At 62.4% G+C, this 20,188-nt stretch carries 21 protein-coding genes, 1 tRNA gene and 1 other RNA gene; 5 read left to right on the top strand and 18 right to left on the bottom strand.

Features of this window, described 5'->3' with window-relative positions:
* Positions 1-5: 5 nt before the first annotated feature.
* The 16 genes from nuoI to mepA all read right to left on the bottom strand — a co-directional run bounded on the left by nuoI (position 6) and on the right by mepA (position 15,055).
* On the bottom strand, positions 6-548 hold the full coding sequence (gene nuoI, locus AB7E19_RS07195) for an NADH-quinone oxidoreductase subunit NuoI (protein WP_010675034.1): 543 nt from the start codon (positions 546-548) through the stop codon (positions 6-8).
* A 90-nt stretch (positions 549-638) separates the two neighbouring features.
* Complete coding sequence (gene nuoH / locus AB7E19_RS07190) at positions 639-1,604, bottom strand: NADH-quinone oxidoreductase subunit NuoH (RefSeq protein ID WP_010675033.1); 966 nt, start codon at positions 1,602-1,604, stop codon at positions 639-641.
* Positions 1,601-4,330 (bottom strand): NADH-quinone oxidoreductase subunit NuoG, encoded by a 2,730-nt coding sequence (gene nuoG / locus AB7E19_RS07185; protein WP_322130848.1) that lies wholly within the window; start codon positions 4,328-4,330, stop codon positions 1,601-1,603. Before nuoG ends, nuoH begins: the two co-directional genes overlap by 4 nt.
* A 57-nt stretch (positions 4,331-4,387) precedes the next feature.
* Positions 4,388-5,773 (bottom strand): NADH-quinone oxidoreductase subunit NuoF, encoded by a 1,386-nt coding sequence (nuoF, locus tag AB7E19_RS07180; RefSeq protein WP_408745960.1) that lies wholly within the window; start codon positions 5,771-5,773, stop codon positions 4,388-4,390.
* Positions 5,770-6,309, bottom strand: coding sequence for an NADH-quinone oxidoreductase subunit NuoE (gene nuoE, locus AB7E19_RS07175; protein ID WP_102983845.1), 540 nt, complete (start codon positions 6,307-6,309; stop codon positions 5,770-5,772). The genes nuoF and nuoE overlap by 4 nt, the downstream gene beginning before the upstream one ends.
* Positions 6,310-6,381: 72 nt before the next feature.
* Complete coding sequence (gene nuoC, locus AB7E19_RS07170; protein WP_039038711.1) at positions 6,382-8,187, bottom strand: NADH-quinone oxidoreductase subunit C/D; 1,806 nt, start codon at positions 8,185-8,187, stop codon at positions 6,382-6,384.
* 2 nt (positions 8,188-8,189) lie between these two features.
* Positions 8,190-8,864 (bottom strand): NuoB/complex I 20 kDa subunit family protein, encoded by a 675-nt coding sequence (locus tag AB7E19_RS07165; RefSeq protein WP_010675028.1) that lies wholly within the window; start codon positions 8,862-8,864, stop codon positions 8,190-8,192.
* A gap of 29 nt (positions 8,865-8,893) precedes the next feature.
* Positions 8,894-9,298, bottom strand: coding sequence for an NADH-quinone oxidoreductase subunit A (locus AB7E19_RS07160; protein WP_039038710.1), 405 nt, complete (start codon positions 9,296-9,298; stop codon positions 8,894-8,896).
* Positions 9,299-9,554: 256 nt separating this feature from the next.
* The gene (locus AB7E19_RS07155; RefSeq protein ID WP_010675026.1) at positions 9,555-10,430 is read right to left on the bottom strand and encodes a flagellar motor protein MotB; all 876 of its coding nucleotides are present in this window, start codon (positions 10,428-10,430) and stop codon (positions 9,555-9,557) included.
* Positions 10,408-11,166, bottom strand: coding sequence for a flagellar motor protein (locus tag AB7E19_RS07150; RefSeq protein ID WP_039038709.1), 759 nt, complete (start codon positions 11,164-11,166; stop codon positions 10,408-10,410). The genes AB7E19_RS07155 and AB7E19_RS07150 overlap by 23 nt, the downstream gene beginning before the upstream one ends.
* A gap of 671 nt (positions 11,167-11,837) precedes the next feature.
* Positions 11,838-11,966, bottom strand: a non-coding RNA gene (locus AB7E19_RS07145) — RtT sRNA.
* Positions 11,967-12,027: 61 nt separating this feature from the next.
* A tRNA-Ser gene (locus AB7E19_RS07140) sits at positions 12,028-12,115 on the bottom strand.
* Between the two features lie 177 nt (positions 12,116-12,292).
* Positions 12,293-12,910: a TPM domain-containing protein gene (locus AB7E19_RS07135; protein ID WP_010675024.1), complete on the bottom strand. Its 618-nt coding sequence runs from the start codon at positions 12,908-12,910 to the stop codon at positions 12,293-12,295.
* Positions 12,911-12,932: 22 nt separating this feature from the next.
* A complete protein-coding gene (locus tag AB7E19_RS07130) occupies positions 12,933-13,667 on the bottom strand; it encodes a TPM domain-containing protein (RefSeq protein ID WP_427934816.1) in 735 nt (244 codons plus the stop codon).
* A complete protein-coding gene (locus AB7E19_RS07125; protein WP_010675022.1) occupies positions 13,664-14,269 on the bottom strand; it encodes a LemA family protein in 606 nt (201 codons plus the stop codon). Before AB7E19_RS07125 ends, AB7E19_RS07130 begins: the two co-directional genes overlap by 4 nt.
* A gap of 42 nt (positions 14,270-14,311) precedes the next feature.
* Positions 14,312-15,055 (bottom strand): penicillin-insensitive murein endopeptidase, encoded by a 744-nt coding sequence (gene mepA, locus AB7E19_RS07120; protein WP_039038706.1) that lies wholly within the window; start codon positions 15,053-15,055, stop codon positions 14,312-14,314.
* A 174-nt stretch (positions 15,056-15,229) separates the two neighbouring features.
* On the opposite strand from mepA, the gene AB7E19_RS07115 reads away from it, so the two are divergent.
* Together AB7E19_RS07115 and AB7E19_RS07110 are read left to right on the top strand one after the other, a co-directional pair.
* Positions 15,230-15,772 (top strand): hypothetical protein, encoded by a 543-nt coding sequence (locus tag AB7E19_RS07115; RefSeq protein ID WP_427934813.1) that lies wholly within the window; start codon positions 15,230-15,232, stop codon positions 15,770-15,772.
* Positions 15,773-15,984: 212 nt separating this feature from the next.
* The gene (locus tag AB7E19_RS07110; protein WP_029314670.1) at positions 15,985-16,263 is read left to right on the top strand and encodes an RNA recognition motif domain-containing protein; all 279 of its coding nucleotides are present in this window, start codon (positions 15,985-15,987) and stop codon (positions 16,261-16,263) included.
* A gap of 69 nt (positions 16,264-16,332) precedes the next feature.
* On the opposite strand, the gene AB7E19_RS07105 is transcribed toward AB7E19_RS07110, so the two are convergent.
* The gene (locus AB7E19_RS07105; RefSeq protein WP_069785141.1) at positions 16,333-17,232 is read right to left on the bottom strand and encodes an aldo/keto reductase; all 900 of its coding nucleotides are present in this window, start codon (positions 17,230-17,232) and stop codon (positions 16,333-16,335) included.
* Positions 17,233-17,398: 166 nt separating this feature from the next.
* Between AB7E19_RS07105 and AB7E19_RS07100 the strand changes: the two genes are divergently transcribed.
* The 3 genes from AB7E19_RS07100 to ltaE all read left to right on the top strand — a co-directional run bounded on the left by AB7E19_RS07100 (position 17,399) and on the right by ltaE (position 19,692).
* Positions 17,399-17,806 (top strand): transcriptional regulator, encoded by a 408-nt coding sequence (locus AB7E19_RS07100; protein WP_039038703.1) that lies wholly within the window; start codon positions 17,399-17,401, stop codon positions 17,804-17,806.
* A gap of 75 nt (positions 17,807-17,881) precedes the next feature.
* On the top strand, positions 17,882-18,589 hold the full coding sequence (locus AB7E19_RS07095; protein ID WP_427934810.1) for a short-chain dehydrogenase: 708 nt from the start codon (positions 17,882-17,884) through the stop codon (positions 18,587-18,589).
* Between the two features lie 86 nt (positions 18,590-18,675).
* Positions 18,676-19,692, top strand: a complete 1,017-nt coding sequence (ltaE, locus tag AB7E19_RS07090; RefSeq protein WP_427934808.1) for a low-specificity L-threonine aldolase — start codon at positions 18,676-18,678, stop codon at positions 19,690-19,692.
* Between the two features lie 63 nt (positions 19,693-19,755).
* On the opposite strand, the gene AB7E19_RS07085 is transcribed toward ltaE, so the two are convergent.
* The gene (locus AB7E19_RS07085) at positions 19,756-20,187 is read right to left on the bottom strand and encodes a PAS domain-containing protein (protein ID WP_010675014.1); all 432 of its coding nucleotides are present in this window, start codon (positions 20,185-20,187) and stop codon (positions 19,756-19,758) included.
* Position 20,188 lies beyond the last annotated feature (1 nt).

Below are 20,188 nucleotides of genomic sequence, written 5' to 3'. Positions count from 1 at the left end.
GACTCCTAGGGCAGCAGGCTCTTGACATCGATGGGCTTGGCTTCGTTCTCGGCATCCCCTTTGGGTTTGCCGTCGATGGCCATCCCGCTCATGCGGTAGAAGTTGTAGTCCGGGTATTTGCCGGGGCCGCTTATCAGCAGATCTTCCTTCTCGTACACCAGATCCTGGCGACGATACTCCCCCATCTCGAAATCCGGCGTCAGCTGGATGGCGGTGGTGGGGCAGGCCTCCTCGCACAGGCCGCAGAAGATGCAACGGGAGAAGTTGATGCGAAAGAACTCCGGGTACCAGCGGCCATCTTCCCGCTCCGACTTCTGCAAGGAGATGCAACCGACCGGGCAGGCAACAGCACACAGGTTGCACGCCACGCAGCGTTCGTCGCCATCGGGATCCCGGGTCAGTACGATGCGACCGCGAAAACGGGGGGCGGCGTAGACCGGCTGCTCCGGGTAGCTCAGGGTTTCACGGGGGCGCCAGGCATGGGAGAAGACCATCCCAAGACTGCGCAACTGGGTGCCAACACCCTTGATAATGCTCGTAATTTTCATAGGTGCCTCACTGCACATTTATCAGCACTGGCGTCTGGGCGCTTCCTTGCCGCAGACGGCCGAATCATCGTCATGTCCATCTCGTTTTGCTCACGCATTCATCAGCACCACGGCAGCGGTGACCAGCATGTTGAGCAGGGTCAGGGGCAGGCACACTTTCCAGCCAAAGGACATCACCTGGTCGAAGCGCGGGCGGGGCAGGGAGGCCCGCAGCAGGATGAAGAACACCATGAAACAGGCGGTCTTCAGGGCGAACCAGATGAAGGGCGGCAGCCAGGGGCCGTGCCAGCCACCGAAGAAGAGGGTCACGATGAGGGAAGAGATCAGCACGATGCCGATGTACTCCCCCACGAAGAAGAGACCCCACTTCATGCCCGCGTACTCGATGTGATAGCCGTCGGCGAGCTCCTGCTCGGCCTCCGGCTGGTCAAACGGGTGGCGGTGGGTGACGGCGACCCCGGCAAACAGGAAGGTGACGAAGCCCAGGATCTGGGGGATCACGTTCCACATGCCGGCCTGGGCCTCGACGATGTCACGCAGGTTGAAGCTGCCGGTCTGGATGACGATGCCCATGAGCGAGAGGCCAAGGAACACCTCGTAGGAGAGGGTCTGGGCCGAGGCGCGCAGGCTGCCGAGCAGGGAGTACTTGTTGTTGCTCGACCAGCCGGCGAACAGCACGGCATAGACCGCCAGCCCGGCGATCGCCAGGATATAGAGCAGCCCCACGTTGAGATCCGCCACGCCCCAGGTGGGGGTGATGGGCACCACCGCAAACGCCAGGATGAAGGCGGTAAAGGCGATGATGGGGGCCAGCACGAAGATCCGGCGATCCGCAAAGGGCGGGATCCAGTCCTCCTTGAAGAACATCTTGACCATGTCGGCGGCCAGTTGCAGCAGGCCGAAGGGGCCAACCCGGTTGGGGCCGTAACGGTCCTGCCACAGTGCCAGCAGGCGGCGCTCGATGAAGCTCATGAAGGCGCCAGCCCCCACGATCCCCACGAGCACGACCAGGGCCTTGCCGACCTCGATCAGCAGATCCATCAGAGAGTCGCTCATGCGATGACCTCCTGCAGGTTATCGATCAGGGCGTGGTGCAGGGCGGTCGGCAGACCGTTCACCCCGAGTGGCAACCCTGCCAGGCCCGGAGCCAGCGCATCGCTCAGGCGCAGACGCAGGCGCCAGTGGTTGCCACCCCAGGAGAAGGCCACCAGTGCGTCAGGGGACAGTGCCAGGCGCGCGGCATCCGCCGGGTTCAGTACCAGGGTGGGTTCCCCCATGCGAGCCTGGATGACCGGGCTTCTGGCGGAGAGCTCCTCGCCACCGAACAGCTGGTCATAGCTCACCACCTGCAGGGATGCGGCGGGCTGGAAGGGGACCGGTATGGCACCAAACCAGCCCAGGTTGCCTTCGCCCGGCTCCAGCAGGCGGCGACCGGGATCCCCGGCACGCAGGTTGCCGCCCACCTCGTCCTGGAACTTGTTCCAGGCGGAGGGGGAGTTCCAGCCCGGCGCCCAGGCAAACGGTACCTGGGAGAGGGGCTGGCGGGCACCGGCGTAGCCTTCCATGGAGAAGGCGAACGGCGAATCGGGATCCTGGGCGACTCTGGGCTCGCTCACGTTCTGGTTTGCCAGCATGGAGGTGCGACCACTGTAGCGGTGCGGCTCCCGGGCGAGCTTCATGCCGCGAATGCGCAGGCCGGCGTTGGGTGCAGCTTCACCCATGGTGGTGAGCAGCGGGGCGCTGGCGGCGCAATCGCGACTCACATCGTCGAAGGTGTTCCAGCGAACCGAACGCGGTTGCTGGCTCCCTTGCAGGGCATCCAGCCAGCGCCAGCTCTCGCGCACCTGGATATCGGCGTTGTAGAAGGCGGGAGCATAGACCTGGAAGAAGCGCTGGGCGCGGCCTTCCATGTTCACCAGGGTGCCATCGCCTTCGGCAAAACTGGCGGCAGGCAGCACCAAATCCGCCTTCTTCGCGGTGGCCGTCTCCTGATGGTCGATGACCAGCAGGTGTTGCAGGCGATCCAGAGCGGCGTCCACCCGGCTGCGGGGGGCTCGGCGGTAGAGGTCGTTCTCAAGAACGACCAAGGCAAGTCTCTCTTCCCCTTCCATGCGCTCGAGGGCTGACTCCAGCGGGGCGGCATGCCGGGCCAGCATGGCCAGCCCCAGGCTGTTGGCTTCCTGAGCCACCAGGGCAAGCTCCGCGGCCTGGCCACGGCCCTTGAGGGCGCGGGCGATGTTGCTGGCCGCTTCGATCAGCGCCTCGTTGCGGGCTCCATTGCCTGCGATGATGAGGGGCTTTTTGGCGTTGCCAAGCAGGTCGGCCCATTGGGCGGCGAGGGCCTGCTGTTCGGGGGAGAGAGCCGTTGGCGCAGGTGCACTGGCGTCCAGCAGATGGGCGATGGCAAACCCGAGGCGCGCCTGATCCGCGTGGGGGGCGTGCAGGGTGCTGCTCGCCACGTCATCTAGGCGGGTGGCATCCAGACTGGTGATGAGCAAGGGGTAGCGCTGGTTCTGGGCCAGGGTCTGCACGGCAGCGACCTGCCAGAGATCCACCTTCAGCTTGCGGGCAATTTCGCGCCCCTTGCCTTTCACCGCCTGGCGCAGGGCCAGGGCGATGCGGGCGGCGGTCTGGGTGACGTCTTCCCCGAGCACCAGCACGGCGTCGGCCTCTTCCATGTCGCGCAGGCTGGGAGTACGCACGCCGCCGTGCTCCAGAATGTCCAGCATCTTTTGCAGGCATTCCCATTCGCTCTGCTCGACCCCGGAGTAGAAGTTGGCGGCCCCCACCAGTTCGCGCAGGGCGAAGTTGCTCTCCAAGGAGGCGCGGGGTGAGCCGATGCCGATGATGCCGCTGGCGGTGCGCAGCGCATCCGCCGCCCGGTTCAGGGCACCATCTACCGTGATGGCCAGCTTGTCACTGCCATCCTGCAGCAGGGGCTGGCGCGGGCGGTCGGTCAGATTGACGTGACCGTAGCCGAAGCGGCCGCGATCGCAGAGGAAATAGTGGTTCAGGGCACCGTGGAAACGGTTCTCGATGCGGCGCAGCTCGCCGTAGCGCTCACCCGGGCTGATGTTGCAGCCGACCGAGCACCCCTGGCAGATGCTGGGGGCGAACTGCATGTCCCACTTGCGGTTGTAACGCTCGGAGTGGGTCTTGTCGGTGAAGACGCCGGTGGGACAGACCTCCACCAGGTTGCCGGAGAATTCGCTCTCCAGAGTGCCATCCTCGACCCGACCGAAGTAGACGTTGTCATGGGCGCCATAGACCCCGAGATCTTCGCCACCTGCGTAATCCTTGTAATAGCGCACGCAGCGGTAGCAGGCGATGCAGCGGTTCATCTCGTGGTTGATGAAGGGGCCCAGATCCTGATTCTGGTGGGTGCGCTTGGTGAAACGGTAGCGGCGGCTGTTGTGGCCCGTCATCACCGTCATGTCCTGCAGGTGGCAGGCGCCACCCTCTTCACACACCGGGCAGTCGTGGGGATGGTTGGTCATCTGCCATTCCACCACCGTCTTGCGAAACTCCTTCGCCTCTTCATCCTCGATGGAGATATAGGTGCCATCGGTGGAAGGGGTCATGCAGGACATGACCAGGCGGCCGCGCTTGTCGTCGGCATTCTGATACTGTTTGACCGCGCACTGGCGGCAGGCACCGACGCTACCGAGCGCCGGGTGCCAGCAAAAATAGGGGACGTCCAGACCCAGCGACAGACAGGCTTGCAGCAGGTTGTCTGCCCCGTCTACCTCGTACTCTTTACCGTCTACATGAATGGTTGCCATACAACTTCCCTGAAACCTGTTTTATGAAATCGGCTATTGCCCGATGCGTCCTGGCGCTTACCAGCGCTCGCCCAGCAGGTTGGGCTGGATACCCTTGAACAGCTTGTGATTGTCATGGGGGGCCTTGACCCCGGCCTCGAACTCGGACCGGAAATACTTCATCGCACTGCCAAGGGGCTCGACGGCGCCGGGGGCATGGGCACAGAAGGTCTTGCCCGGGCCCAGGAAACTGACGAGCTGTTCCAGGGTCGCGAGATCCTCGGGTTGGCCCTCGCCCCGCTCCAGCGCCCGCAGGATCTTGACGCTCCAGGGCAGGCCGTCGCGGCAGGGGGTGCACCAGCCGCAGGATTCGCGGGCAAAGAACTCCTCCATGTTGCGCAGCAGGGAGACCATGTTGATGCTGTCATCCACCGCCATGGCAAGGCCCGTACCCATGCGGGTGCCCACCTTGCCGATGCCGCCAGCGTACATCTGGGCATCCAGGTGCTCGGGCAGCAGGAAGCCGGTGCCGGCGCCGCCCGGTTGCCAGGTTTTCAGGCGATAGCCGGGTTTCATGCCGCCTGCGTACTCCTCGAACAGCTCGCGGGCGGTGATGCCAAAGGGCAGCTCCCACAGGCCGGGATTGTTGACCTTGCCGGAAAAGCCCATCAGCTTGGTGCCGTGATCTTCCGAACCCGGCAGTGCCAGCCCCTGATACCAGGCCACACCGTTGCCGATGATGGCGGGGACGTTGCACAGGGTTTCGACGTTGTTGACGCAGGTCGGCTTGCCCCAGACGCCGGAGACGGCGGGGAAGGGGGGTTTGGCCCGCGGGTTGGCGCGCCGTCCTTCCAGGGAGTTGATGAGGGCCGTCTCTTCGCCGCAGATGTAGCGACCTGCGCCGGTGTGGACGAACAGCTCGAAGTCAAAGCCCGAGCCCAGGATGTTCTTGCCAAGGAGCCCCGCGGCCTTGGCCTCTTCCACGGCGCGGCGCAGGTGGATGGCGGCATCCACGTACTCGCCGCGCAGGAAGATGTAGCCGCGATAGGCCTTGAGAGCCCGGGCACTGATGATCATCCCCTCGATCAGCAGGTGGGGCAGCTGCTCCATCAGCATGCGGTCTTTGTAGGTATTGGGTTCCATCTCGTCGGCGTTGCAGAGCAGGTAACGGATGTTCATGCTCTCGTCTTTGGGCATCAGGCCCCACTTCACGCCGGTGGAGAAACCGGCGCCACCGCGTCCCTTGAGGCCGGCATCCTTGACGGTGCTGACGATGTCATCCGGGCTCATCTGGCCAAGGGCCTTGCGGGCGGCTTCGTAGCCCTGCTTGGCCCGGTACTCCTCGAGCCACACCGGCTGGCCGTCGTCCCGCAGGCGCCAGGTGAGAGGGTGAGTCTCGGCGGTGCGGGGGATGCGGTTGGCGGTGCCGAGGGAGGCAAGCGTCTTGCCTGGCTGAATGCTCATGGGTAAGCCTCCAGGGTTTTCAGCAGGCTGACGGCATCGAGTCCGCCATAGGTATCGTCATCGATCATGATGGCCGGCCCCTTGTCGCAGTTGCCGAGGCAGCAGACGGGCAACAGGGTGAAGCGGCCATCCGGGGAGGTCTGACCGGGGGCCAGATTGACGACCTCTTTCAGACCGGCAAGCAACTGCTCGTGGCCGTTGATGTAGCAGACCATGCTGTCGCAGACGCGGATGATGTGACGACCCACCGGCTGGCGGAAGATCTGGCTGTAGAAGGTGGCGACCCCTTCCACGTCGCTGGCGGGGATGCCGAGCTCGGCGCCGATGGCGTGAATGGCGCCGTCAGGCACCCAGCCACGGGCCTGTTGCACTATCTTGAGCGCTTCGATGCTGGCTGCACGGGGATCTTCGTAGTGGTGTTTCTCGTGTTCGATGGCATCGCGCTCAGCCTGGCTCAGGACGAAATCTCCCTGATGGCTGCTGCATGCCCCTTGCCCTTGTGGGGTCTGGTTATTGTGACACTGACATTGGCTCATGACTTGACCTTTTGTGGCTTGTCCCTTTACTGCGCGTCTTGCCCTTCGCCCCGGCTGTCGGGGCGAGAGGACTCAACGATCCACATCTGACATAACGAAATCGATACTGCCCAGGTAGACGATAAGATCCGACACCATCTGGCCGCGGATCACCGAGGGGATCTGCTGCAGGTGGGCGAAGCTCGGGGTGCGGATCCGGGTCCGGTAGCTCATGGTGGATCCGTCGCTGGTCAGGTAATAGCTGTTGACTCCCTTGGTCGCCTCTATCATCTGGAAGGACTCGGCGGCCGGCATGACAGGCCCCCAGGAGACTTGCAGGAAGTGGGTGATCAGGGTTTCGATGTCCTGCAGGGTGCGCTCTTTGGGCGGTGGCGTGGTGAGCGGGTGATCCGCCTTGAAGGGGCCCTCAGGCATGTTTTTCATGCACTGCTCGATAATGGACAGGCTCTGGCGGATCTCCTCGATGCGTACGGTGGCGCGGTCGTAGGCGTCCCCGTTGCTGCCCACCGGCACCTCGAACTCGAACTGATCGTAACCGGAATAGGGGCGCCATTTGCGCACGTCAAAGTTGAGCCCCGTGGCCCGCAGACCGCCCCCCGTGGTGCCCCAGGCCAGGGCCTGGGCCGTGTTGTAGGCGGCGACGCCGATGGTGCGGCCCCGCAGTATGCTGTTGCGCATGGCCGCCTTTTCATACTCCATCAACCGCTTGGGCAGCCAGCTCAACAGGTTGTCCTGGATGAGGCGGGTCCAGCCGGCAGGCAGATCGTGGGCCACGCCGCCGATACGGAACCAGGCCGGGTGCATGCGGGCTCCGGTGATGGCCTCGATGATGGTGTAGATCTTCTGGCGGTCCGTGAAGGTGAAGAAGACCGGGGTCATGGCCCCCACGTCCTGAATGTAGGTGCCAAGGAACAGCAGGTGGCTCTGGATGCGGAACAGCTCCGCCATCATCACCCGGATCATGTCGACCCGCGCCGGCACCTTGATGCCGGCCAGCTTCTCGACAGCCAGCACATAGGGCAGGTTGTTCATCACGCCGCCCAGGTATTCGACCCGGTCGGTGTAGGGGATGTAGCTGTGCCAGGACTGGCGCTCGCCCATCTTCTCGGCGCCGCGGTGGTGATAGCCGATGTCGGGCACGCAGTCGCGGATCTCTTCCCCGTCGAGTTGCAGCACCAGGCGGAAGGCGCCGTGGGCGGAGGGGTGGTTCGGCCCGAGGTTCAGGAACATGTAGTCCTCGTTCTCGTTGCCGCGGGCCATGCCCCACTCTTCCGGCTTGAACAGCAGGTTGTCCTGCTCCTGATCCTGCTTGACCGCATCGAGCATGAAGGGATCAAACTCGGTGGCGCGCGCCGGGTAGTCCTTGCGCAGGGGGTGTCCTTGCCAGCTCTTGGGCATCATGATGCGGGTCAGATGGGGGTGGCCATCGAAGGTGATCCCCATCAGATCCCACACTTCCCGCTCGTACCAGTTGGCGTTGGGGAAGTGGCGGCTGACGGTGGGCAGATGGAGATCGCTCTCCTTGAGCGCCACCTTCAGCATCACGTCGGCGTTACGGTCGATGGAGATGAGGTGATAGAAGACGGTAAAGTCGCTCTGGGGCAGGCCGTGGCGATGGCTGCGCATCCGTTCGTCGGTGGCGCTGAGATCGAACAGCATCACGAAGGGGGAGGGCAGCTTTTGCAAGAAGCCCATCACGTCCAGCAGCAGATCCCGGGAGAGCCAGATGACCGGCACGCCGGTACGGGTGCTCTGCACGGTGAAGCGCTCGGCACCGAAGTGGGCGAACAGCTCGCCGACCACCTGGGCATCGGCGTGATCGGCGGTTTGCCACTGGGCCATGGTGTAATTGCTTGGGAATTCTCGAGTCAGTTTCATGATCAGATCTCATCCGGCGTGCGCAGGTTGGTCACGTTGATCCGCTCGCCGCGCTTGCGTTCCTTCTCGGATTGCATCTGGGGACGGTAGATCCCCTGATCCCCCACCACCCAGGAGAGGGGGCGGCGTTCCTTGCCGATGGACTCCTGCAGCAGCATCAGGGCTTGCAGGAAGGCCTCGGGGCGGGGCGGGCAGCCCGGGATGTAGACGTCGACCGGCAGGAACTTGTCGACGCCCTGTACCACGGAGTAGATGTCATACATGCCGCCGGAGTTGGCACATGCCCCCATGGAGATGACCCACTTGGGCTCGAGCAACTGCTCATAGAGCCGCTGGATGACAGGGGCCATCTTGATGAAGGGGGTGCCGGCAATCACCATGAAGTCGGCCTGACGGGGGGAGGCTCGTATGACCTCAGCACCGAAGCGAGCCACGTCGTGGGGAGAGGTGAAGGCGGTACACATCTCCACGTAGCAGCAGGAGATGCCGAAGTTGTAGGGCCAGAGGGAGTTCTTGCGGCCCCAGTTGACGGTGTCTTGCAGCACCTCTTCGAGGCGCCCGATCATGATGCCGCGGGTCGCTTGCTGCGCCAGTGGATCATCGACGGTCTGGCGCTGTTCCTGGGGGTAGCGCTCAACGGGCGCATCCGGGTCAATCCGGGTCAGGGTGTACTTCATGGTGCAACCTCAAAGAGATAATCGGTAGTTCAGTCTGGTTTCTTGTCAGTCAGGACACGCTTTTTCGGGGCCCAGTCGAGGGCACCAATGCGCCACAGGTAGAGGAGGCCTACCAGCAGCAGGGTGATGAAGATGGTGGCTTCGATGAAGCCGACCCAGCCGCTCTCCCGAACGGAGACGGACCAGGCAAAGAGATAGAGGGCTTCGACATCGAAGATGACGAAGAACATGGCGACCAGGTAGAACTTGGCGGAGAAGCGCAGGCGGGCGTTGCCGACGGAATCCACCCCGGATTCGAAGGGTTTGTTCTTGGCACGGCCATAGGCGCGTCCCCCCAGCAAGGCCGCCAGGCCTATCATGGTCAAGCAGATACAGATGGCGCCAATGACATAGACAGCAAAAGCCCAGTGCTGGACGGCAATATCAGCAAACATATAGGTTTTTCCCTAACCAAATTAATCATGTGACTTAACAATGACGTTACGTAGTATGCCACTTTCGTACTGATTTACATGTCATTTCAAAGGATTAATTATTAATCAACGGGATGAAAATTGTGTTTTGCTAGCGGGGTCAACTTTCTCGTTTGAGAATTGTTTTCAATCGTTTTTATTTAGCAGAAAAAAACCGGATAGTTTGAAAATCCGGTGGATGGCAGGAAACAAAAGACCCCGCATGGCGGGGTCTGTTTCAGGGTTGGAGAACGGGGAGGCTCTGCTCTGCCGCCTTGCCCTGGGAGAGCACGATCTCCACCCGGCGGTTGGCCTGGCGGTGAGCCGGGGTATCGTTTGGATAACGGGGTTGGGTATCCGCCACCCCCTGGGCGATCAGCCGTCGTGAATCCAGCTTGGGGTTGGTCAGCAGGGTGTGGGTGATGGTGGCCGCCCGCAGCACCGACAGCTCCCAGTTGTTGCGATAGAGCTCCACCGGCGCCTGGGAGTTGTCGGTGTGACCGGTGACCACCACCATGCCGGGGATGTCCGCCAGCACGTCCGAGACCTTGTTGACCAGGGGAATGAACTGGGGCTGCAAGAAGGCTGAGTCGGCGGGGAACAAGGTCTTTTCGCCGATGCGGATCACCAGCTGGCTGCCAAGCTGCTCCACCTCGATCTCCTTGGACTCGATTTGGCTCTTGAGCTGCTGATCCAGCTTCTGCTTGGTGACCGTGACCCAATCCTGCTCCTTGGTCTTGTGGGGCCAGGACTCCGTGGCCGTAGGTTTCTCCGAGGAGCCGATGGTCTCGTTGAAAGGGTCGGCCGCCGCTGCGGGCGTCTGGGTATCCAGCACCTGCTCTTTCTGGGAGGTATTGGGGGTGGTCTTGGACTCGGGTTCCAGTATGCCTGTGCCCCCTTGCATCACGGGGGAGCCGGCGGGAAGGGAGACCAGCCCTATCTTGCCAAGAGATTCGATAAAGCCCTGAATGAGCACGCGAGTCTCCGACTGCTTGGCCATGGCGAAGGAGTAGAGCACCACGAACAGGGCGAACAGCAGTGTCATGAAGTCGGCGTAGGAGACCAGCCAGCGTTCGTGGTTCTCCGGCGCCTCAGCCTTTTTCTTTTTCGCCACTGTGGCCTCCGAGGTAAGGCTCAAGGGTCACTTGCAGCCGTTGCTGTGACTCGCCGTCCACGATGCAGAGGATGCCGGTGAGGGTCATCTCCTTGTAGTGGCGGATCTGGTGGGCAAACGACTTGTAGCGGTTGCCGAAGGGCAGGAAGATGAGGTTGGCGGCCGACACCCCGTAGATGGTGGCGATAAAGGCCACCGCGATGGCGCCCCCCAGCTTGTCGGGGGCATCCAGCAGGCCCATGGCGTGAATGAGGCCAAATACGGCCCCGACGATCCCCATGGTCGGGCAGTAGCCCCCCATGGCCTCGTAGAATTTGACGGTCTGTTCGATATCTTCCTGCTCGAACTCGATCTCGTTTTCCAGTACCTCGTGGATTTTGGTCTTCTCGTAGCCATCGACCATCATCTGTACCCCTTTTTGCAGGAAGGGATCCTTGATGTCGTCGATCATGCCCTCCAGTGCCAGCATGCCGCTGCGCCGTGCATTGCCCGCCAGGGTTTCAAGCAGTTGGGCCTGCTCCAGCATGTCGAGGCGCAGGGGAGTGATGAGCCACTTGAAGCGTTTGAGGGTTTTACCAACCACGGAGAAGGGAAACTGGGTCAGTGCGGCACCGACGGTACCGCCGATCACGATGAGAAAGGCGGGCAGATCGAGCAGGGCGCTGGGGTGCCCCCCTTCTATCATGTTGCCACCCAGAATGGCTGCCAGGGCCAGCAGCAAGCCAATAAGACTCATTTGTCCATATCCCTATGCGATGTGTGAGGCTAGTGTAGCCATTTAACTATCAGTTTTTCAAAACGATATCCAATCGGTGAGCAATATCCGAGAGGTTGCGCAGACCCGGTAGTGTCCGGTGGCATCGGCCTGTGCCGCTTGATCTGTAGAGCAGGTTGACGGTGCCGGCATGGCAGGACGAGGCGGTTATCCAAGTGATATCACAATATATTGTGCTACATTTGATGGTATATTGGTTATTTATATCGTCATTTTCTATTTTTTTTTGCGTAATGCGCTGTAAACGAGAAAGGGCTGGCTGCCCTCGGGGTATATCCCCTGTCGACAGAGAGCAGAGAGCAGAGAGCAGCGAGGCGGAAGGGATAGGATTGGCTGGGCGGCACTCGGCCAGGTATCGCGGCAAACCGTTTTTTCTGGCCCCGCCGATGACGGGTTTCTCCTGCCAGGGGGTTGGCAGACGCCTTGAAGCAAAAAACCGACCTTAAGGTCGGTTCTTCAAGCTGTACGCTGGGTCGGGATTGACTCGCGTCATCCCTGGCGCTCGCCCTGCGGGCGGCCTCTGGCCGTCCAGTCGGGCTATCCTGCCCGCCTGTCGACAGGGTTTGAACCGAGCCGCCCATCATCGGATGAAGTAAAAGGCCCCGTCTTGCGACGGGGCCTTTTACTTTATTTGGCGGTGAGGGAGGGATGATTCACCACTGCATGGCTCACCCCTTCGGGGCGGCCTGCGGTCATTCATCGCAGCAAGCTGCTCTGCTCGAACCCGGCGATGCTTTTCACCTTCTCTCCATCGGTATCGGCATCGGATGTTGCCATGTCACCAGATGCAAAAAACCGACCCTGAGGTCGGTTTTTACAATTTGGCGGTGAGGGAGGGATTCGAACCCTCGATACGTTGCCGTATACACACTTTCCAGGCGTGCTCCTTCAGCCACTCGGACACCTCACCAAATTTCGGTCTGTGATTTAACGTGTTCAGCCAACACGGTGTCCGCTGCGCCGTTGCGCTGGAACGGGGCGTAATTTAGGGGAAAGGGCTGCCTGGGTCAACCACTTTTCCCCTTATTTTTCATAATCTTTATCGAGTGCCTATCCCTTGAACAGAATGCCGGTTTTTTAAGCCCGTTCAAGGCTTGTCGAGAATGATCAGGCTGTCAGGCAACTCGTTCTGATCCCGGGTTGCGGGGAAGGCGTCGGTCAGAATGGCGCTGGTGCGCTCCACGCACTCCAGAAACCCCTGCTCGACCTCCTTGTTGCGTACCCGAACCACGAAGTCGTCGATGATCTGCTGCCACTGGGTGTTGTCGATGTGCTGGGCGATCCCGTCGTCTACCAGGATCTCCACATAGTGCTCCGCCACCGAGACGAAGATGAGCACACCGAGCCGGTCCCGGGTGCGGTGAAGTCCCTGCTCGACAAACTGCAGGCGGGCCATCAGGGCGGCCCGGTGACGGCGTACCTTGTTGGGAATGAGCCGCATCTTGATGGGCGTCCAGTGGAACAGCAGGCTCAGTAGCAACCAGACCGACCACTGCACCAGCAGGATCTCGTACCAGCCAAGCCAGAAGCCGAGCTGGAAGACCAGCAGGGGGGTGAGCATGGCCAGCAGGGCGGCCCACAGGGTCGGGATATAGCGATAGCCATCGCTGGCCGGGGCCAGCACGGTGACCAGTTCGGCATCCGTGGCCTGCTCGGCCTGTCGAACCCTGGCCTGCAAGGTGTGGAAAAACTGTTTCGAAATCATCTTGTTGTCTCTTTTTCCCTGATTACCAACCGCCAGATGCACCGCCGCCGCCAAAGCTGCCGCCGCCACCACTGAAACCGCCACCACCACCGCCAGTGCGGCCGCCAAAGGAGCCGGCACCGAATCCACCTGCCATGTAGGCGGCCCGGCGACGTCCTCCCGGCCCACCGCCGCCGCCGCGCAGGTTGTGCAGCACGATCATCGCAATCACCACCAGGATGAAGAGCCAGGGACCGCCCTGCTTGTCGGCCTTGCTGGTGTTGTCCACGGGCTGATACTCCCCGGCCAGGGCCTGCATGATGCCCTGGCTGCCGGCGAGGATGCCGGCCACCATGTCACCGCGCTTGAAGGCGGGCAGGATCCGGGTCTGGATGATATTGGCGGCGATGGCGTCGGGCAGGGCACCTTCCAGGCCATAACCCACCTCGATGCGCACCTTGCGCTCGTCCTGGGCGATGATCAGCAGAACGCCGTTGTTCTTGCCTTTTTGGCCGATGCCCCAGTGGCGACCGAGCTGGTAGCCGTACTCTTCGATGGTATCCCCCGCCAGCGTGTCGATGGAGACCATCACCAGCTGGACGCCGCTGCGCTTCTCGAAGACGGCCAGTTGCTGTGCGAGCTGGTGGGCCTGCTTGCGGGACATCAGATTGGCCTCGTCCACCACCCGCCCGGTCAGGGCCGGGAAATCGGGGGCGGCATGCAGTGCCGTGGCACAGAGCAGCAGACAGAGCGCCAGCCAGCGTCTCATCACGTTCATTGGAAGCTGACCTTGGGCGCCTCATCGGCACCGGGTTTGGCGCTGAAGGTGGGTTTGGCTTCCAGATCGGAGTAGAGCAGCTTGGACCAGATGACCCCGGGGAAGGTACGGATCTCGGTATTGAACTGGCGTACTGCCTCGATGTAATCCCGTCTGGCCACCGCGATGCGATTCTCGGTGCCTTCCAGCTGGGCCTGCAGGGTCAGGAACTGCTGATCGGCCTTCAGATCCGGGTAGCGCTCGACCACTACCATCAGCCGGGAGAGGGCGCTGGAGAGCTGCTCCTGAGCCGCCTCGAACGCCTTGAGCTGGGAGGGGTCACTCACCTGCACGCTGCCGACTCGGGCACGGGCATCGGTGACCGCCTTGAGGGTCTCCTGCTCGTGGCTGGCGTACCCCTTGACGGTGGCCACCAGGTTGGGAATGAGATCGGCCCTGCGCTGGTACTGGTTCTCGACCTGTCCCCAGCTCGCCTTGACCTGCTCATCCAGGGTCGGAATGGTGTTCATGCCGCAGCCGGTCAAGCCCAGCAGCAGGGTCAGGGTCAGCAGGGCACGGGTACCACGCTGCCAGAGTGAAGTGGCCATCTTGTTGTTCTCCATTGATATTTCTCTCGGAAATTGGTTCACCATAACAGCTTGTGGTCAGCCCTCACAACGCCTGGGTAACAGGGGCGCGCGGTAGCTCATCGACACTTTGGGCAGCTGGGGTTTGTCCTTGAGCCAGGAGGTCAGCTCCTCCCCACAGCCATTGCCGGGGGGAATGGGAGCCTGGGGCTGGCAGTCCGGACTGTTTGCCGGGCAGCGCAGGCGCACGTGAAAGTGGCTGAAGTGGCCGACCCAGGGGCGCAGCTTGCCGACCCAGGCTTCACCGGGTGCCTGTTTGCACACCTCGGCCTTGATGACGGGGTTGACGAAGATGCGCGCCACCTCGGGGCGATCAGCCGCAAGGCGCAGCAGATTGAGTTGCCTGGGGCCGAATCGGCCGGGCAGCATCCGGTAGCTGGGTTCGTCGATCAGCGCCCACTCCCTGGGGGCATCCTGCTCCCAGCGGCTGATGGGCCTGTCAGCCATCCTGAACCAGATGTCGGCATCCAGGCCGGTCTGGTGGCTGCGATGACCTGAGGTAAAGGGCCCCCCGTGCATCATGGCGAGGTCGGCGATATAGAGATCCGGCATGCCGGCCAGTCTGGTCTGGTTGGCCAGATGCTGCAGGTAATGGATGAGGTCGGGGTGACCGTAATAGCGCAGCCGTTTGGTGCGGATCACCTGATAACCTGGGCCTTCGAGGGGCAGGGCCACGGCATTTTTCAGGCAGCCGGCGGAGTAGCCGCCGATGGCCTCGGCATAGAGTGTGCTCGCGGACAAGAGCAGGGCGGTGGCGAACATGGGACTCCCGGGATGGCGCCCAGTGCGGGCTCAGACAGCCCCAAGCATACCAAGAGTGGCGGCTGGCCGTCATCCGTGTCGCGGTGGCGGTTGCATCGCGGCGCGTCGCTCGCGCACAATGCGCGGCAACGCAGCGACGGCAAGGCCGTTCGCATCACAGAAGGAGAAGAGAAGATGAGAGTCAGTGAGCTGGCAGCGCAAGAGAACGTGAGCTGGCTGATGCCCCCGGCCCGGCGGTTTTACGGGGTCATGATCTGCCTGTTGCTGGCGAGTCTCGCCACTGTGGTGGCCGCCCTCTGGCTGGGATATCCCGACATGGGTCTGCTGCCCTGGGTCGGGGTGGTCTTTGGCGGTATCGTGCTGGTGATGATGGTGTCGCCGCGCAACTGGCAGCGCTGGCGTCTGGCGGAGCTTGCCTGGGATGAACGCCATCTCTATCTGCTCAATGGTGGCGAAGACCGGGCGTTGGCGCTGCCCAGGGCCGTGCTGGTGGGCATGGAGCGGGATCGCAAGGTGGGACACGATGGCCAGTGGCTCGATTTCAGCCTGGATCTCGGGCTGGATGAGGTGACCCTGGCGACGGCCACCAGCCTGCTCGGGTTGTCCCGGGAAGGGACTCACGAAGTGGCCCCCGGGGTCTATCGATTCGGGTTCAAACGTGCCTGGCATGGGCGTCGTGCTCTCGGCACATTGCTGGCCGAGCTGCACCCGACCTGACTATTTTCTCGACAATTCATCCCAATGCTCAGATACTGCCTCTGATTCGATTTGATCTTTCCTGCTCTGATAACCCAAGAGATCAAGGACTTGGGATACGAAGCTGGAAGTGCCATGGCATGATGCCGTGGCTGGTCCGGCAGGGGGGTTGTGCCCTTACTCCCAGGTCGGTGGATGCATAGATAAGGCACCTTGAATCGAGAGTGGATGGCATGAAGATTTACGTAGGTAATCTGTCGTACCGGATGACGGCCGACGAACTGACAACCGTGTTCAGCCAATTTGGGCAGGTAGACAAGGTCGATATCATCATCGACCGCGATACCGGTCAGTCCAAGGGGTTTGGTTTCATTGAAATGCCGGTCAATGGTGAGGCCGAGAAGGCCATCGCCGAGTTGCACGGCACCGAGGTCGGCGGCCGCACCATCACGGTCAATCAGGCCAAACCGAAGACGGATGCACCCCGTGGTCGCCCCCAGCGCCATCGTTGAATCGTCTCGATAACGGAAAACGGCATGGAATCCTCCATGCCGTTTTTGTTTTCAGGGTCTGGTGCAGACTCAGGGAACGTCATAACCCAGAGCGGCCTTGCGGATACGGAACCACTGCTGGCGAGTGAGCTCAATGGACTCGGCTGCCACGGCGGCGGCGATCCGCTCCCGTTTGCCGGAGCCGATGAGGGGCAGCGGCTGACTCGGCAGCATCATCACCCAGGCGTAGACCACCTGTTCCATGGTCTGGGCCCCCAGCTCCTGGCGGATCTGCTCGAGTTCCGCCCGCAGCGGGGCATATTCGGGGGCATGGAACAGCCGCCCGCCACCAAGGCAGGACCAGGCCATGGGCTTGATGCGCAGTTGCTGGCATTGATCCAGGGCACCATCAAGCGTCCCCTCCTGATGGAGCGGGGAGATCTCCAGCTGGTTGGTGACCAGGGGGAAGGGCAGGCGGGATTGCAGCAGGGCGAACTGGTGGGGCGTGAAGTTGGAGACCCCGGCGTGCTTGATCTTGCCTGCCTGCTTGAGGGTGATGAAGGCGTCGGCCACCTCGTCGGCGTTCATCAAGGGGTCGGGGCGATGGATCAGCAACAGATCCAGATGATCGGTGCCGAGCTTTTGCAAGGAGGCTTCGGCACTGGCGACGATGTGTCCCTTGCCGGTGTTGTAGTGATTCAGGGCGTGGGCCGGATTGGCGGTGAGGGCGATGCCGCACTTGCTGACGATCTCCATGCGATCGCGCAGGGAGGGCTCCAGGCGCAGGGCATGGCCGAAGGCCTCCTCGCACTGGTAGCCACCGTAGATGTCGGCGTGATCGATGGTGGTGACCCCGAGATCAAGGTGATATTTCATCAGGTCCAGCAGGGCGGCGGGGGAAAGCTGCCACTCCATCAGGCGCCAGTAGCCCATGATGAGGCGGGAGAAGGTGGGGCCTTGCTCATGCAGGGCCAGACGGGATACGGACATGGTGACTCCTCTGGAGATAAAAATGCGAAAAGAAAGGGGCAAAATCATGTGCCAGCATCTTGGTCTCTTTCGGCGGACAAGGCAATAATGCCCCCTTCGCGAATTCGAACTATGGTTCTGACTCCAACGGGTCAAGATCACGGTGTCAGTGAGAGGAGAAGGGGTGATGGAAGGATTTGCCGCCAGGCTTCAAAGCCTGATCGGGGAGGGGAGCGTGAGCGCTTTTGCCCGCAAGGTGGGGTTGAGTGAAGCCCTGATCCGCAAGTATCTGAAAGGGGCCGAGCCCGGCCTTGGCAAGGCGAACCAGATTGCCATGGGGGCCAACTGCTCGCTGGAGTGGCTCGCCACCGGTTGCGGGTATCTCTATCGTCAGGCCGAGGTGGTGGACAGGGACGCGCTGGCGGCGGCGGGGGCGCTGGTGCAGGAGACCCGTCCGGGAAAGCCCATGCCGGACGAGGAGCAACTGGTGACCCTGCTCGCCTATTACCAGTTCCTGCGCAGCCACAAGCAGGCGGACGGTTTTCTGGACCTGGCCCGGGCGCGGGAGTTTGGGCGCCATCTGGCCGAGGCCTGAGCCTGACGGGTGCTCCCGGCAGTCCGCCATTCTTCTGATACCCTCTAAGCAGTGATCAAATCCAAGGACACGCAGATGAGCTATCTGATCCTGGGCAGTGGCGGGTTGGGCAGTGCGCTGGCACGGGAGCTGGCCAGACGGGGCGAAGAGTGGTTGCTGGCGGGCAGGCAACTGCCCAGGGGGCTGGATCCCGCCTGCTACTTTCCGCTGCAGGAGGTGGACTCGCTCTCTTTTGAGGCCCTCTTCACCCTCTATGACAGCACCACACTGCCGACGGTGGTGATCAACACCATAGGCCTGCTTCATGATCTTGCCCACATGCCGGAGCGGCGGGTGGAGGAGGTGACCCCCCAATGGCTCGAAGAGAGTCTGCTGGCCAATGCCTGGCCCCACCTGGCCCTTGGTGCCAACCTCAGCCGGCGCATGATGCCCCAGAGCACGCTCTGGCTCTGCACCCTCTCGGATCGGGCGGGATGTCTGGAGGAGGGGGGCCAGGAGGCCATGTGCCATTACAGCTACCGCATGAGCAAGGCCGCCCTCAACATGGGATCCCGGATCCTGGCGGGTGAGTGGGCCGGACGTTTTCCCGGCGCCGGTGTCATCACCGTGCATCCCGGCCTCATGAATACCCCCATGCAGCAACCTTTTCTTCAGGAGATGGATCCCGCCCTGCTGCAGGATCCCGCCGAGGTCGCCGTCCGCCTGCTGGATCTGATGGCCACACTGACGCCCGCGCACTCGGGCCGTTTCGTGGATCTGCAGGGTCAGTCGCTGCCCTGGTGAGCCGCCGGGCTCACATTCCCGCTTGCCGTTTCTTGCCAGCTGGGTGTCGGCTGGTTAATGTCATCGTCCTGCATCAGGAGGATGACATGCGCTATATCGATTTACGAAGTGATACCGTGACCCAACCCACGGAAGCCATGCGCCAGAGCATGCTGCATGCCGAGGTGGGAGACGATGTCTATGGGGAAGATCCCAGCATCAATGCGCTGGAGCGCCACGGCGCCGAACTGCTTGGCAAGGAGGCGGCCCTGTTCGTGCCCTCCGGCACCATGTCCAACCTGCTGGCCATGATGAGTCACTGCCAGCGTGGGGAAGGGGCCGTGCTGGGGGCGGCCTCCCACATCTATCGCTATGAGGCCCAGGGCTCTGCCGTGCTGGGCTCGGTGGCCCTGCAATCCGTCCCCATGCAGGCGGACGGCACTCTGGCCATCGAGGATGTGCGGGGGGCCATCGCTCCCGATGATCCCCATTTCGTCCAGACGCGCCTCGTCTGCCTGGAAAATACCCATAACGGCAAGGTGCTGCCATTGACCTACCTGCGCGCCATGCGCGAATTCGTCGACGAGAAGGGGCTGAAGCTGCACCTGGACGGGGCTCGCCTCTTCAATGCGGTGGTGGCAAGCGGGGAGCCGGTGGCCGCCATCGCGGCGCCTTTTGACAGCATCTCTGTCTGCCTCTCCAAGGGACTGGGGGCACCGGTGGGTTCCCTGCTGGTGGGATCGGCTGCGTTCATCGCCCGCGCCAGACGGCTGCGCAAGATGCTGGGGGGCGGCATGCGCCAGGGAGGGATCCTGGCCCAGGCCGCCCTGTTCGCGCTGGATCAGCATGTTGCCCGGCTGGCGGATGATCATCGCCGCGCCAGGCGTCTGGCAGAGGGGCTGGCCGCGTTGCCAGGCATCACACTCAACATGGGTGAGGTGCAGACCAACATGGTATTCCTGCGCCTGACCCAGGGGGATCCCGCCACCTTGCTGGGTTTCATGAAGGAGCGCGGTATTCTCTTCTCCGGCTACGGGGAGCTCAGGCTGGTGACCCACCTGCAGATCACCGACGATGACATCGACGAGGTGATCGACGCCTTCACCGAGTACCTGAGTGGCTGACGCCATTTCCTATCGCAACAATAAGGGCGCCATCGGGCGCCCTTATTGTCATGGCCGGGTCGGTCATCCCTGGCGCTGGCCGGTGATCAGCATGGCCTCGTCGGTGGCGTCATAGATCATGATGGCCAGGTGGGTGACCTCTCCGGCGAAGTCGGCCAGCGGCACCAGGGTCAGGTTCTGGTACATGTAGGGGGCCGATCCCGTGATGGGGCGGTAGTTGGAGAAGCGCAACAGGTAGGGGCGCTGCTCCCAGGTGCTGAAGGCACGGTTGTTGAGCTTGAACACCATGTTGGCCTTGCGCTCGAACCAGGTCTTGTCCACATCGGGGAAGAGCGAGAACAGCCCCTGATCGCGCACTTCGCCTGCCAGCCGGCCGCTGTGACTCTCCATGAAGCCGTTCCACACCTGGATCCGGTACTCCCTGTCGAGCACGACCAGCCCCACGTCCAGATTCTGGACGATGTTCATCAGCCAATGAAACTCCCGAATGTCCATG

It is taken from the genome of Aeromonas sp. (genome assembly GCF_050252055.1).
Taxonomy (GTDB): Bacteria; Pseudomonadota; Gammaproteobacteria; order Enterobacterales; family Aeromonadaceae; genus Aeromonas; species Aeromonas caviae.
This window is presented reverse-complemented; position numbering and strand designations above follow the sequence as displayed.